The following is a 12,953-nucleotide window of genomic DNA, read 5'->3' on the forward strand; positions in this document are numbered from 1 at the left end:
TTAGTTGCCGCGCGTCACACTCAGGCCTTTGAGCAAGCTGAGCGCCTGATTGAGCTGGTAGTCGTCGTCCTGCGGACGCGCTTTGCTCGCCTTGGCCTTGGTGGTCGGTTTGTCTGCGCCGCCGTTGCCGTTGCCCAAGTGGCCAAGCAGATCGGCTTCCTTGTAGTTCTCGGCGTCGGTTTCAGCGGTCAGCTTGGCGCGACGCACTTCGATGTCCGGGTTGATGCCCTGAGCCTGAATCGAGCGACCATTCGGCGTGTAGTACAACGCCGTGGTGATCTTTAACGCGCGGTCGTTGTTCAGCGGCAGGACGGTTTGCACCGAGCCTTTGCCGAACGTATCAGTGCCCATCAGAATGCCGCGCTTCTGGTCTTGCAGCGCACCGGCGACGATTTCCGACGCCGAAGCAGAGCCGCCGTTGATCAGCACTACCAATGGCACGCCTTCGCTGGCGTCGGCAGGGTCAGCCGAGAAGCGCAGTTCGGAGTTGGCGATGCGGCCCTTGGTGTAAACGATCAGGCCTTTGGTCAGGAAGTGGTCAGCCACTTCGACAGCCGCTTGCAGCACGCCGCCAGGGTTGTTGCGCAGGTCCAGAATCAGCCCGCTCATCTTCTTGCCGTTGTCTTTGCGCAGTTTCGCCAGTGCCTTGCCGACCTCTTCGCCGGTCTTGACCTGGAACTGCGTGATGCGGATATAGCCGTAGCCGTTCTCCAGCATTTGCGCTTTCACGCTCTTGACCTGAATGGTCGCGCGCGCCAGCGTCACGTCGAACGGCGTGCCGCCATCGCGCACCAGCGTCAGAGTGATCTTCTCGCCGAGCTTGCCGCGCATCTTGTCGACCGCTTCCTGCATGGTCTGACCTTGGGTCGGTGCGCCATTGATCTTGACGATCAGGTCGCCCGCTTCGATGCCAGCCTTGGTCGCGGGAGTGTCGTCGATAGGCGAGACGACTTTGATAAAGCCATCTTCCACGCCGACTTCGATACCCAGCCCGCCGAATTCGCCGCTAGTGCTTTCCTGCAGCTCCTGGAAATCTTCCGGACCCAGGTAGGCCGAATGCGGATCAAGGTTGCTGAGCATGCCTTTGATGGCGTTCTCCAGCAGGGTCTTGTCATCCACCGGCTCTACGTAAGCGGCTTTGATCCTGTCCATGACCTCGGCAAAGGTGCGCAGCTCGTCGAGCGGCAGCGGCGCTTTGGCGTTAGGCGCAGTGGCGGCAGTCGATGCGGCGGGAGTCGCTGCTGGAGCGGCACCCGCAGCGTGGGCCAGAGGCGCGCCGATAACCACGGCGATAGTCAGGGCCAGCGAGGTGAGGCGGGACGAAAACAGCATGTCTTACGAACTCCTGAATGAGGCGTCGACTTATCCTTGAGTGCGACACCATTGGGCCGGATCACTAGGGCGACCCTGCTGACGAATAGCGAAATACAACGCCGGAGTGTCTTGACCGCCACCACTGTTACCGACAGTGGAGATCGCTTCCCCGGCTTTTACAACGTCCCCAGCCTCTTTCAACAGACTCTGGTTGTGACCGTACAGACTCAGATAGCCGTTTCCATGGTCGAGAATGACCAGAAGCCCTGCGCCACGCAACCAGTCGGCGAACACCACACGGCCACCGTGCACAGCGTGTACCTGACTGCCTGCGGCAGCGCTGATCATCACGCCGTCCCACTTGGTTCGCTCGTCGTCGCCACGTGTTTCACCGAAGCGCGCCAACAATCGACCATCGACAGGCCAAGGAAGTTTTCCTTTTGCCTGATCAAAAGCGCCGCCATACGACTGACCGGCACTGGAAACCATCGCGCCGGGCGCTTTTACCGGGCGGCGAGGGGGCTCATCGCTATCATCTTTCTTGCTCCGGCTGGCTGCCAGCGCCTCTTGCTCACGCTGGCGCTTCTCGGCTTCCTGCTGGGCAATCAGCGCTTTCTGACGCGCTTCTTCGGCTTCTCGTGCCTGGCGAGCCAGGGTTTCTTCGATGGTTTTCAGCACTTTCGCCAGATCAGCTTGATCTTGCTGGCGTGATTGCAGTTTCTGGTCGCGAACCTTGTAGTCCTGATTCAGCTTGGCCAGCGCGCTCTGGCGCTCTTTGCGCACGTCGTCGAGCTTGGCTTTCTGGTCATCCAGCGAGCTTTTCTGCACCAGCAATTGCGCTTGCTGCAGATCAATGTCTTTTTCCACCCCGGCCAGTTGGCGCAAGGTTTCGTTGAAACTGCGTAACTGCTCCAGGCGCGCCTGGCTCAGGTAATCGTAATAGGTCAGGGTGCGGGCAAATTTTTCCGGGTTCTGCTGATTAAGCAGCAGTTTCAGGTATTCCTGGCGGCCGCTCTGATAGGCGGCGCGGGCCTGCATGGCAATCAATCGTTGCTGCTCAACGCGAGCGGTCTGGAGTTTTTTTTTCTCCTGGTCGAGCCGTTGCAGCTCGCTTTCACTCTTTTTTAGTTCCTTTTGCAGGACCTCGACCTGCTTTTCCAGCTTGCCCATTTCGGTTTCAGTGGTGCGCAGGTCTTTCTGAACGCCGGATTTTTCTTCCTGCAACTGCCCGAGCACCTTCTTCAGCTCGGTAATGTCCTGACGCGTGGCATCCAGTTGTTTCTGAGTCTGTGCGCGATCGTCGTCGGCGAACGCCGGGTTGAGCAAGCACATCAAAGCAAGGGCGATCAGGGCGCGAAGCATGGGGGCGGGCGATACCAAGGAGTGAAGACGGGCCTAGTATGCCCGCCGGACGCTGCAAAAAAAACGCTCAGAGGGCGCGGCTTACAGACATTTCATACAAAAAACCGGCCTGCCATCCGATGACAGACCGGTTATAGGCCGGTTTAGAGCGAGTTAGTTCGCAACCAGAATGGAGTGGCCGGTCATCTCTTGCGGGACTTCCATGCCCAGCAGCTGCAGCATGGTCGGCGCAACGTCAGCCAGAACGCCGCCTTCACGGACTTTCAGGTCCCGCTTGCCGATATAAATGAAAGGCACGGGCTCAGTGGTGTGCGCGGTGTGTGGCTGATGGGTTTGCTCATCGGTCATCTGCTCGACGTTGCCGTGGTCAGCGGTGATCAACGCTTCGCCGCCGACCTTCTCCAGCGCTTCAGTAATACGGCCAACGCACACGTCCAGGCATTCAACCGCTTTGATCGCCGCTTCCATGATGCCGCTGTGGCCGACCATGTCGCCGTTGGCGTAGTTGACCACGATCACGTCGAAACGCTGGTTTTCAATGGCATCGACGATCTTGTCGGTGACTTCCGGCGCGCTCATTTCTGGCTGCAGGTCGTAGGTCGCGACTTTCGGTGACGGGATCAGGATGCGCTCTTCACCGGGGAACGGTTCTTCACGGCCGCCCGAGAAGAAGAACGTCACGTGCGCGTACTTCTCGGTTTCAGCGATGCGCAGCTGAGTCTTGCCGTTGTTCGACAGGTACTCGCCCAGCACGTTGTGCAGGCCCGCTTTGGTGAAGGCCGCCGGGGCGTGGATGCTGGCCGCGTACTGGGTCAGGGTCACGAAGCCGGCCAGTTTTGGCTGACGGGCGCGAGCGAAGTCTTTGAAGTCATCTTCGACAAACACGCGGCTCAACTCACGGGCACGGTCAGCACGGAAGTTCATGAACACCACGGCATCGCCGTCTTCGACTTTCACCTGCTCGCCAATGCGCGTGGCTTTGACGAATTCATCGTTCTCGCCGCGCTCGTAAGCCGCATCGAGGCCCGCCTTCGGAGTCGCAGCCTGAAATTCCGAGGTGCCGTCGACGATCAGGTTGTAGGAGGATTCGACACGGTCCCAGCGGTTGTCGCGGTCCATGGCGAAATAGCGGCCAATGATAGTGGCAGTGCGGCCTTTGCCTAACCGCGTGTAGGCGGTTTCCATCGTTTCCAGGTATTTGTGCGCGCTACGCGGTGGGGTGTCGCGGCCATCGAGGAACGCGTGCAGATAGATCTTCTCGGCGCCACGCTTGGCTGCCAGTTCAACCATCGCCACCAGGTGATCTTCATGGCTGTGCACGCCGCCATCCGACAGCAGGCCGAGGATGTGCACCGCTTTGCCAGCGCCGACCGCAGCATCGACGGCTGTGCAGATGGCCGGATTTTCAAAGAACTCGCCATCGCGGATCGCTTTGGTCACGCGGGTGAAGTCTTGATACACCACGCGCCCGGCGCCGAGGTTCATGTGACCGACTTCGGAGTTGCCCATCTGACCGTCCGGCAGGCCGACATCCATGCCCGAGCCGGAAATCAGACCGTTGGGCATGGTTTTGTACAAGCGGTCAAAAACCGGCATTTTCGCGGAATAGACGGCGTTGCCTTCGTGGCTGTCGCTGTGTCCGAAGCCGTCCAGGATGATCAGGACCAAAGGTTTAGGCGTGGTAGTCATAGATCCCTCGTCTGCGAATGGTGTGAAAATTACGCGCTGATTTCACATCACTGGCATGGCTTAAAGAAGAAGTAGAAAAAAGATCGACAGTTTAAGGACAAGTTCAAACGGCGTCACTGCCGTACGGGCTTTGGCCGACCTTGGGGGCTGTGTATACTGGCCGACATTTTAACGCCCTGGAACCTAATGATGGTCGCTCACCTGATCCAATTTGCCACCGAACACTATTTACTGGTTGGCGCGTTTGTCATTTTGCTGGCTCTGCTGATTGCGTATGAGCTCAGCAAAGGCGGCCGTAGCCTGAGCACTGGCGAGCTGACCGCGCTGGTCAATCGCGACGAAGGCGTGGTGATCGACGTGCGCACCAAGAAGGACTTCACCGCAGGCCATATCGTTGGCGCGTTGAGCTTCCCCCAGGACAAGGTGATTTCTCGCGTTTCCGAGCTTGAGAAGTACAAGGAAAAAACCCTGATCATCGTCGACGCAGCCGGTCAGCATGCTGGGGCCACTGCCCGCGAATTGCTCAAGACCGGTTTCAAGGCAGCCAAGCTGTCTGGCGGCATCTCCTCCTGGCGCGCAGATAACCTGCCATTGGTGAAATAAATGCCTGAAGTCATCGTTTACTCCAGCGACTATTGCCCCTACTGCTCGCGCGCCAAGCAACTGCTTAACAGCAAGAAGGTGGCGTTCGACGAGATCGTTGTCGACGGCAAGCCGCAGCTGCGTTCAGAAATGATCAAAAAGGCAGGGCGCACATCTGTTCCGCAGATCTGGATCGGCTCGGTTCATGTCGGTGGATGCGATGACCTCTTCGCCCTGGAGCGCGCCGGCAAGCTGGATGCGCTGCTGGCCGCCTGAATTCAACCCTACAAGACCTTAAAGTAAGAAGGATTTGAGATGACTGATCAACCCAACACCGGCGCCGTCTCCAACGAAGAAGGCCCACAGTTCTCCTTGCAGCGTATCTACGTGCGCGACTTGTCCTTCGAAGCGCCGAAAAGCCCGGCGATCTTTCGTCAGGAATGGACGCCAAACGTCAGCCTGGATCTGAACACCCGTCAAAAGCAGCTCGAAAATGATTTCTACGAAGTCGTGCTGACCCTGTCGGTTGAAGTGAAGAATGGCGAAGAAATCGCCTTCATCGCTGAAGTACAGCAGGCTGGCATCTTCTTGATCAAAGGTCTTGATCAGGCGTCGATGAGCCACACCCTCGGCGCGTTCTGCCCGAACATTCTGTTCCCTTACGCTCGCGAAACCATCGACAGCCTGGTTGTGCGCGGCTCGTTCCCTGCGCTAATGCTGGCGCCGGTGAACTTCGACGCCCTGTACGCGCAAGAACTGCAGCGCATGCAGGAAGCTGGCGAAACGCCAACGCCGACTGTTCAGTAAGCGTCTGCTGCTGGCATGAAAAAAGCGCCCCGTGTGGGCGCTTTTTTGTGGGTGCAGTAGGAGCGATGGGTTATTTAAACCCCAACTGCCGCCATCCTTCGTACACCGCCACCGCCACGGTATTGGACAGGTTCAAACTTCGGCAACCCTCGCGCATCGGCAGTCGCAGGCGCTGTTCGCTCGACAATGCGTCCAGCACATCTGCCGGCAACCCTCGGCTTTCGGGGCCAAAGAGAAACGCGTCGCCCTCGGCGAACTGTGCATCGTGAAAAACCCGCGAACCCTTTGTGGTAAAAGCAAACAGGCGCGGGTGGCCGATGCTTTCCAGGCAACTGGCAAGGTCGGCGTGACGATGCAGCGTGGCGTATTCGTGGTAGTCGAGCCCGGCGCGGCGCAAGCGCTTGTCGTCCAGCTCAAAGCCCAGCGGCTCGATTAAATGCAGGCTGCAACCGCTGTTGGCGCAGAGCCTGATGATGTTGCCGGTATTCGGCGGAATTTCTGGTTGAAAAAGGATCACGTGAAACATGCACGGCTCCGAACGAAAGGACGGGATGCATTCTACCCCTGAAGACGATCCAAGACCGAAGCTCTGGCCGAAGGTTTTGGGGTCGTTCGCTATCGTCGGCTTTATGGTCGGGTTGATGATCGGTCGCATTACCACGCCCGATCCCACGCAGTTGCAGCAGATTGAAGCAATCCCCAACGGCCTGGCCCTATGGTTCAACAACGAGCCGCAACTGCACGGCGAGCACATCGACGGCGCGATTGCTTTGTTGTTCAACGCCAAAGGCGAGCCGCAGCGGGGCGAGTTCAAATTTGAAGGGCGTGATGTGCGATGGAGGGTGCAGCGAAGTGACAAGGGGTTGTTGCTGAACCTACTGGCGGCCCGCCCGTTGCACGGTGACTGGCACGGTGCAACTCAGGACGGGCGCTGGAGACTGGAGGTCAGTCTCCGAGAGGAATAAAAGAGGGGAATCCCCGGCCTGCCTGTACCAAGGTCCCCAAAACTGGAATTACTTTATGTATTGCAGAGCGCGTGCCAGTTTTGGAAAAACGCAGCAGGTAATATTGAAAATCTCTCGTAAGGCCCTTATCCAGCGCGGTTCAGGAATATCTGAATGCGCGAATCGCTTTCGCTTGGTCACGCAGTCTTTTCGAATCTGGCTATTTTCTGATCGCTTTTGCACGCTATTCGCGCATTTTGGTGCGGTGAGTGACCAAAGTGATGCACGGCCGCGACTCAACGCCGTTTCTCTGTAGGAGCCAACTTGTTGGGGAGCAAACTATGCAGTGTCAGTCGGACCGCCTCGCGAACAAGTTCGCTCCTACAGATTCACCGCCAACCATTCAGAACGGCACATCCCCCAGAATCGTCGCCCGGTGCATCACCCTGCGGTGCGGGCGGTAGTCGTCCACGGCGTAGTGCTGGGTCACGCGGTTATCCCAGAAGGCCACGTCGTTTTCCTGCCAGCGCCAGCGGAGGGTGAATTCCGGGCGTGTGGCGTGGGCGAACAGCAGTTTCAGAATCGCTTCGCTTTCCGCAGGCTCTAACTCATTGATGCGCGTGGTGAAGCCATCGTTGACGAACAGCGCCTTGCGTCTGCTCACCGGATGCGTGCGCACGACAGGGTGCGACAACGGCCGGTTCTTGCGGCGGGTTTCTTCCCAGCGCGCAAGGTCCTCAGCGGTATTGCCGAAGCGCTCCAGCGGAAACGACCGCGTAAAGTCGTGTGTCGCGCTCAAACCATCGAGCAACGCCCGCATCGGCGCAGACAGGGCCTCAAACGCCGTAATGCCGCTGGCCCACAACGTGTCGCCGCCATAGGGCGGCAGCTGCTTGGCGCTCAGAACAGCGCCAAGGGCGGGTGTTGGCAGGAAGGTCACGTCGGTATGCCAGATCGCGTTGTCGCGCACGTCGGTCACGGCCGTATCGAGGATCAACACCTCAGGCTGCTCCGGGACGTTCGGGTAAATGGGGTGAACGTGCAGATCACCAAAGTTTGCGGCGAACCGCGCCTGCTGCTGCGGCGTGATCGGCTGGTCGCGAAAGAACAGCACTTGATGGGTCAGCAATGCCTGCTCGATGGCGTTGCGGTCTTCATCGCTTAGCGTCTGGCTGATGTCGATGCCGCTGATCTGGGCACCCAGGGCAGAACTGAGTGGGGTGATATGAAGGCTCATGGTGAATCTCTTCTCTCAAGCGCCGATATGTCGGCGTGGTCAGGGTGCTCAGCCTGGGGAAGTCAATGCGACTGGCCGTGCCACGGCACCAGTTTGCGCTGCAGGGCGCGCAGGCCCATTTCCATGGCGAAAGCGATCATGGCAATGACCAGAATCCCAAGCACCACCACGTCGGTGACCAAAAATTGCGCGGCGGACTGGACCATGAAGCCCAAGCCACTGGTGGCGGCGATCAACTCGGCGGCGACCAATGTCGACCAACCCACGCCAAGACCGATGCGCACGCCGGTCAATATGTCTGGCAATGCGCTGGGCAAAATCACATAACGAATCAACTGCCAGCGCGTCGCGCCCAGTGATTGCGCCGCACGCAATTTGGCACCGTCGACCGTACGCACACCGTTAGCAGTGGCGATTGCAATCGGTGCGAAAATCGCCAGGTAAATAAGCAGGACTTTGGAGAACTCGCCGATGCCACACCAGATGACGATCAATGGCAGATAAGCGAGCGGCGGAATCGGGCGGTAAAACTCGATCAGTGGGTCGAAAATCCCCCGCGCAATGCGGTTATAGCCAATGGCGATACCCACCGGAATGGCCGTCAGAATCGCAAACCCCAGTGCCAGGCCAATGCGTTGCAGGCTTGCGCCCAAATGCTGCCACAGCGTTGAGTCCATGTAGCCCTTGGTCATCAGCAGCCAGCCCTTTTCGAGCACGGCCGAAGGCGGTGGCAAAAATAACGGTTCGATCCACTCAAACGCTGTGACTGCCCACCAAGCGGCGAGCAAGGTCACCAAGGTAAGCACGCTGATAGTGCGCGTGCTCAGGCGCCAGCCTGCCGTAGCGGGCCGTACCTTATTAATCACGGCTTCTTCAACTGGCGCTTGAGCAGTCGATTGCGGTTGATAGCTGCTCATGCGCGCTGCTTCTGCAAGGCATGGCGTTGCGAGAACACCCGCGCCAGGACATGCTCGCGGGTTTCGATGAAGCGCGGATCGGATTTGATTGCGCGAGCCGATTCACCGGCGCCGTAACGCTGACCGAAGTCCAGCTGCAGTCGCTCGACCACCCGACCGGGGTTGGGCGCCAGCAGAATGAGGTCTGTTGCCAGAAAGACGGCTTCTTCTATGTCGTGAGTGATCAGGAACACCGGCTTGGCGCTGCGCTTCCAGACTTGCAGCAGCAGCTCCTGCATTTGCTCGCGGGTGAAGGCGTCCAGTGCGCCGAAAGGCTCATCCATCAGCAGTACGCGCGGGTCTGCCGCCAATGCGCGGGCCAGACCAACACGCTGCTTTTGGCCACCAGACAGTTCCCAGACACGGCGCTTTTCGAAGCCGGCGAGGTCGACTAAAACCAGCATCTCCCGGGCTTTTTTCTCCCGCTGCTCACGGGGGATGCCGGCCAGCTCAAGGCCGAAACCGACGTTGGCGAGCACGTCTTGCCAGGGCAGCAGCACGTCGTCCTGAAACACCACGCCGCGCTCGGCACTCGGGCCATTGACCGGCACGTCATCAAGCGTGATGCGCCCGGCGCAGGGCTCGACGAAACCCGCGATCAGATTAAGCAGCGAGGTCTTGCCACTGCCGGACGGGCCAAGGGCAACCAGCAACTGCTGCGGGCCCAGGGTCACTGAAATGTCCGACAACACAGGCTCGGCAGCGCCGGGATACTGTGCGCTGATGCGCTCCAGCTGTAACAAGGCCATCGCGTGGTCTCCTGCCTCGAAGGGCTTATTGAGTGACGAACCTGGCGCTGACGTAAGGGGTGTAGTCGGCCAGGACGGAGTCGACCTTGCCCTGCTCTTTAAGGAAAGCGGCGGTTTTGGTGATGGCGTCGGTAGTGGGTGCGCCTAGCTCGGTCGCTTGATCAGCGGCCAGCGGATAGACGTTGCCTTCCAGCAGGCCAGGAATGTCGCTGGCTTTAGCACCGGAGAGCTTGACCAGTTTGTCGACATTGCTGGCGTCGGCGATCCAGGCGGCCGGGTCTTTGCGGTAGGCGGCGTAGGCGTCGAGGGTGGTTTTGGCGAAGGCTTTTACGATCTCTGGATGCTTGTCGGCAAAATCCTTGCGCACGATCCAGGCATCGAAGGTAGGCGCGCCGACTTTGGCCAGCTCACCGGAAGTGATCAACACTTTGCCGGTTTCCTTGGCAACGCCTAGCGCCGGGTCCCACACATAGGTGGCGTCGATGTCACCGCGTTTCCATGCCGCGGCAATGGCCGGTGGTGCGAGGTTGAGAATGGTGACTTTCGAAGGGTCGATGTTCCAGTGCTTCAATGCGGCAAGCAGGCTGTAATGCCCGGTGGACACAAACGGTACAGCGATTTTCTTGCCGATCAGATCCTGCGGCGAGTTGATGCCGGAGCCGTTGCGCGCAACCAATGCTTCAGCCGCGCCAATCTGGGTGGCGATCAAGAACGTTTCTACGGGCAGCTTGCGGGTAGCGGCAGCGGTCAGCGGGCTTGAACCCAAGTAGCCGATCTGTACGTCACCCGAGGCGATCGCGGTAATGACGTCGGCACCGTTATCAAATTTGCGCCAGGAGATCTTCGAGCCGGTGGCTTTCTCGTAGGCACCATCCGCTTGGGCGACTTTGGCAGGGTCGACGGTGGTTTGGTAAGCGACAGTGAAGTCTGCTGCTTGGGTGAGCATCGAAGCACCGGCCAGCGACAGCGCAGCCAACAAACGAAGAGGGATGGATAATTTCATGGGTGCAGCTCCGAATCAGGCAGGCCGGGGACAGCGTGAAGCGGATCGTAAATGATCTAAGAATACGGAAATAAATAACCTTTTAGCATTAGCTTAGAGGTGATTAAGGTGGGAAGGGAGGAGTTCAAACGGGGAGGGTTCGGCTATTTATCCGATTGTCACAATCTGTAAGTAGGATCAGCGCGCGTACCTGGCGGCCCCGATAAGCAGCCTAGCGAAATCCACCGATTTTCGGACTTGGTAGCGCCAAGGTCACCGCTTAGGCCGCAGATTTGACGCAGATGACCTAAAAAATCGTCGATCCCAAGAAATATTCTGAAGAACGTAACAATCAGACCGGCAGCAGGGTGACAACTGTAACAATGCGGGCTAGCGGGTTGAATAATTCTACTAATCAACAGGTTAGATCGCTGGTTGTAATCCGATTTCGCAACTATTTCGTGACTGAGTGGTCGCGAGCTGGTTGTACGACGTGGCAAAACTAATCGATCTGACCAGCGGTGTAGAAATATTTTTTGGGAATTACGTTATCGGGCCGATACACTCCGCAACGGACGGCTGAAACGGCTTGTGACATATGTCTGTTTTGACTAAAAACAGAACATTTAAGTCTTTTTAGGATTAAAGGTAGTGCCTTACCTTGCAGCCAGCTGCATACGCGGTCTAGTCAATTAGTCTTGAGGCCATTGACTCTCTGAGTCGGGTCCAGCGCTAATCGCGCATCTGCGGTTTTGAGCCTTCGCTCGAAGCCCTGGAAATACAAAAATTAGATTCATGAGGAGCGAAACACAATGAAGAAGTCCACCCTGGCCTTGGCCGTATCTGTAGGTGTTCTGGCCACTCAGGCCGGTGCCGCTGGTTTCATCGAAGACAGCAAGGCAACACTTAGTTCCCGTACCATGTATTTCGAAAACGACCTGCGTGATGGCGTTCGTGCTGCTGACCAGCGCGAAACGGCTGAAGGTCTGTTGTTCAACTTCATCTCCGGATACACCCCAGGTACCGTTGGTTTCGGTCTGGATGTACAGAGCGTGTTGGGTATCCACTTGGGTGGCGGCATTGATCACCACGGAACGGGCACATCCAACTCCTTCTTCCCGACTGATACTGACGGTTCGTCCGTAGACAGCTGGAACCGCACTGGCGCCAACGCCAAGGCCAAGTTCTCGAAGACCGAGCTGAAAGTAGGTACTGCACTGCAGCCTAACCTGCCGATCCTGGTATCGAACGATGGTCGTTTGCTGCCTCAGAACTTCACCGGTGGCACGATTCAGTCGAAAGAAATCGACAACGTCACCCTGAACTTCGGCAAGCTGGAACATCAGTCGGCTCGTGCTTCGAGCAACTACTCGGGTCTGTCGGTCAACGGCGCATCCCAGGACTCCAACAACTTCATGTTCGCCGGTGCAGACTGGAGGGTCACCAAAGACCTGACCTTGCAGGCTTACCACTCTCAGCTTGAAGACTTCTACAAGCAGACCTTCCTGGGTCTGGTACACGTCTTCCCGATCGCTGACGACCAGTCGTTCAAGACTGACCTGCGTTACTTCGACAGCAGCTCTGACGGCAAAAACGGTCAGGCCGCTACGGGCTACCGCTTCAACAACAACGGCGGCTACGCAAACAACGCCGGCGAAGTTGACAACAAAACCTGGTCCGCCATGTTCACGTACACCTTGGGCGGCCATGCTTTGATGCTCGGTCACCAGAGTGTGAGCGACGACGGCGGCATGGTGTGGTTGAACCAGGGTAGCGTCACTAAAGACGGTACTGCCGGCAGCCACAGCGATGGTCAAGGTGGCTCGAGCTTCTACCTGTTCACGGACAGTATGATTGGTCAATTCGCCCGTGCCGGCGAAGACACCAACTTCGGTCAGTACTCGTATGACTTCGCGCGTCTGGGCATCCCTGGCCTGAAAGCAGCATTCGCTTACCTGCACGGTACCAACATCAAGGCCACCAGCGGTGCGTCGGGTGTGGGTGACAGCTCCGAGTGGGAACGTGACATGCGTATCGACTACGTGTTCCAGGACGGTCCTCTGAAAGGCTTCGGCGCTACCCTGCGTCGTGCAAACTACCGTTCGGACTTCGACAACCACGGTACTGCTGCTCAGAACACCCGTATCTCAGACGCGGATCAAACCCGTCTGATCTTCAACTACACCTACGCTTTCAAATAAGCCGGTTGAGTTGATGAAAAAGAGCCCCGCTTCGTGCGGGGCTTTTTTATGCGTTTAAGAAATAGGATCTTCGTTATTTATTCTTTTTATTCTTGGTCGCCGCAGTGCACAGTGGCCTCATAACTCAAGC

At 58.0% G+C, this 12,953-nt stretch carries 13 protein-coding genes; 5 read left to right on the plus strand and 8 right to left on the minus strand.

Translation table 11 applies throughout. From position 1 onward, the window contains the following. The 3 genes from ACWKWM_RS01460 to gpmI form a co-directional block, all read right to left on the minus strand. On the minus strand, positions 1 to 1,332 hold the full coding sequence (locus ACWKWM_RS01460; RefSeq protein ID WP_483834944.1) for a S41 family peptidase: 1,332 nt from the start codon (positions 1,330 to 1,332) through the stop codon (positions 1 to 3). Between the two features lie 30 nt (positions 1,333 to 1,362). Continuing rightward, positions 1,363 to 2,676 (minus strand): murein hydrolase activator EnvC family protein, encoded by a 1,314-nt coding sequence (locus ACWKWM_RS01465; protein ID WP_483844405.1) that lies wholly within the window; start codon positions 2,674 to 2,676, stop codon positions 1,363 to 1,365. A gap of 153 nt (positions 2,677 to 2,829) precedes the next feature. Beyond that, positions 2,830 to 4,365 (minus strand): 2,3-bisphosphoglycerate-independent phosphoglycerate mutase, encoded by a 1,536-nt coding sequence (gene gpmI, locus ACWKWM_RS01470; protein WP_483844406.1) that lies wholly within the window; start codon positions 4,363 to 4,365, stop codon positions 2,830 to 2,832. Between the two features lie 189 nt (positions 4,366 to 4,554). Here gpmI and ACWKWM_RS01475 point away from each other — a divergent pair, with 189 nt between their 5' ends. The 3 genes from ACWKWM_RS01475 to secB are packed head-to-tail and all read left to right on the plus strand — an operon-like array spanning position 4,555 to position 5,754. After that, the gene (locus tag ACWKWM_RS01475; RefSeq protein ID WP_483844407.1) at positions 4,555 to 4,968 is read left to right on the plus strand and encodes a rhodanese-like domain-containing protein; all 414 of its coding nucleotides are present in this window, start codon (positions 4,555 to 4,557) and stop codon (positions 4,966 to 4,968) included. Then, positions 4,969 to 5,223 carry a glutaredoxin 3 gene (grxC, locus tag ACWKWM_RS01480; RefSeq protein WP_483844408.1) on the plus strand — a complete coding sequence of 85 codons (255 nt, stop codon included), beginning with the start codon at positions 4,969 to 4,971 and terminating at the stop codon, positions 5,221 to 5,223. A gap of 39 nt (positions 5,224 to 5,262) precedes the next feature. Next, positions 5,263 to 5,754 (plus strand): protein-export chaperone SecB, encoded by a 492-nt coding sequence (gene secB / locus ACWKWM_RS01485; RefSeq protein WP_483844409.1) that lies wholly within the window; start codon positions 5,263 to 5,265, stop codon positions 5,752 to 5,754. Positions 5,755 to 5,824: 70 nt separating this feature from the next. Here the strand turns inward: secB and trmL are convergent, their stop codons facing one another. After that, the gene (gene trmL, locus ACWKWM_RS01490) at positions 5,825 to 6,280 is read right to left on the minus strand and encodes a tRNA (uridine(34)/cytosine(34)/5-carboxymethylaminomethyluridine(34)-2'-O)-methyltransferase TrmL (protein ID WP_483844410.1); all 456 of its coding nucleotides are present in this window, start codon (positions 6,278 to 6,280) and stop codon (positions 5,825 to 5,827) included. On the opposite strand from trmL, the gene ACWKWM_RS01495 reads away from it, so the two are divergent. Beyond that, the gene (locus ACWKWM_RS01495; RefSeq protein WP_483844411.1) at positions 6,279 to 6,719 is read left to right on the plus strand and encodes a hypothetical protein; all 441 of its coding nucleotides are present in this window, start codon (positions 6,279 to 6,281) and stop codon (positions 6,717 to 6,719) included. The genes trmL and ACWKWM_RS01495 overlap by 2 nt on opposite strands. 382 nt (positions 6,720 to 7,101) lie before the next feature. Here ACWKWM_RS01495 and tauD read toward each other — a convergent pair whose 3' ends face one another. From tauD to tauA, 4 genes are all read right to left on the minus strand, one after another. Beyond that, positions 7,102 to 7,935, minus strand: coding sequence for a taurine dioxygenase (gene tauD / locus ACWKWM_RS01500; RefSeq protein WP_483844412.1), 834 nt, complete (start codon positions 7,933 to 7,935; stop codon positions 7,102 to 7,104). Between the two features lie 62 nt (positions 7,936 to 7,997). Continuing rightward, positions 7,998 to 8,852 (minus strand): taurine ABC transporter permease TauC, encoded by an 855-nt coding sequence (tauC, locus tag ACWKWM_RS01505; protein WP_483844413.1) that lies wholly within the window; start codon positions 8,850 to 8,852, stop codon positions 7,998 to 8,000. After that, positions 8,849 to 9,640 carry a taurine ABC transporter ATP-binding subunit gene (gene tauB, locus ACWKWM_RS01510; protein WP_483844414.1) on the minus strand — a complete coding sequence of 264 codons (792 nt, stop codon included), beginning with the start codon at positions 9,638 to 9,640 and terminating at the stop codon, positions 8,849 to 8,851. The genes tauC and tauB overlap by 4 nt, the downstream gene beginning before the upstream one ends. 25 nt (positions 9,641 to 9,665) lie before the next feature. Then, positions 9,666 to 10,643 (minus strand): taurine ABC transporter substrate-binding protein, encoded by a 978-nt coding sequence (tauA, locus tag ACWKWM_RS01515; protein ID WP_483844415.1) that lies wholly within the window; start codon positions 10,641 to 10,643, stop codon positions 9,666 to 9,668. A 791-nt stretch (positions 10,644 to 11,434) separates the two neighbouring features. Here tauA and ACWKWM_RS01520 point away from each other — a divergent pair. Then, positions 11,435 to 12,823, plus strand: coding sequence for an OprD family outer membrane porin (locus ACWKWM_RS01520; RefSeq protein ID WP_483844416.1), 1,389 nt, complete (start codon positions 11,435 to 11,437; stop codon positions 12,821 to 12,823). The last annotated feature ends 130 nt before the right edge of the window (positions 12,824 to 12,953 follow it).

Source organism: Pseudomonas rosaeacicularis, from assembly GCF_057128745.1.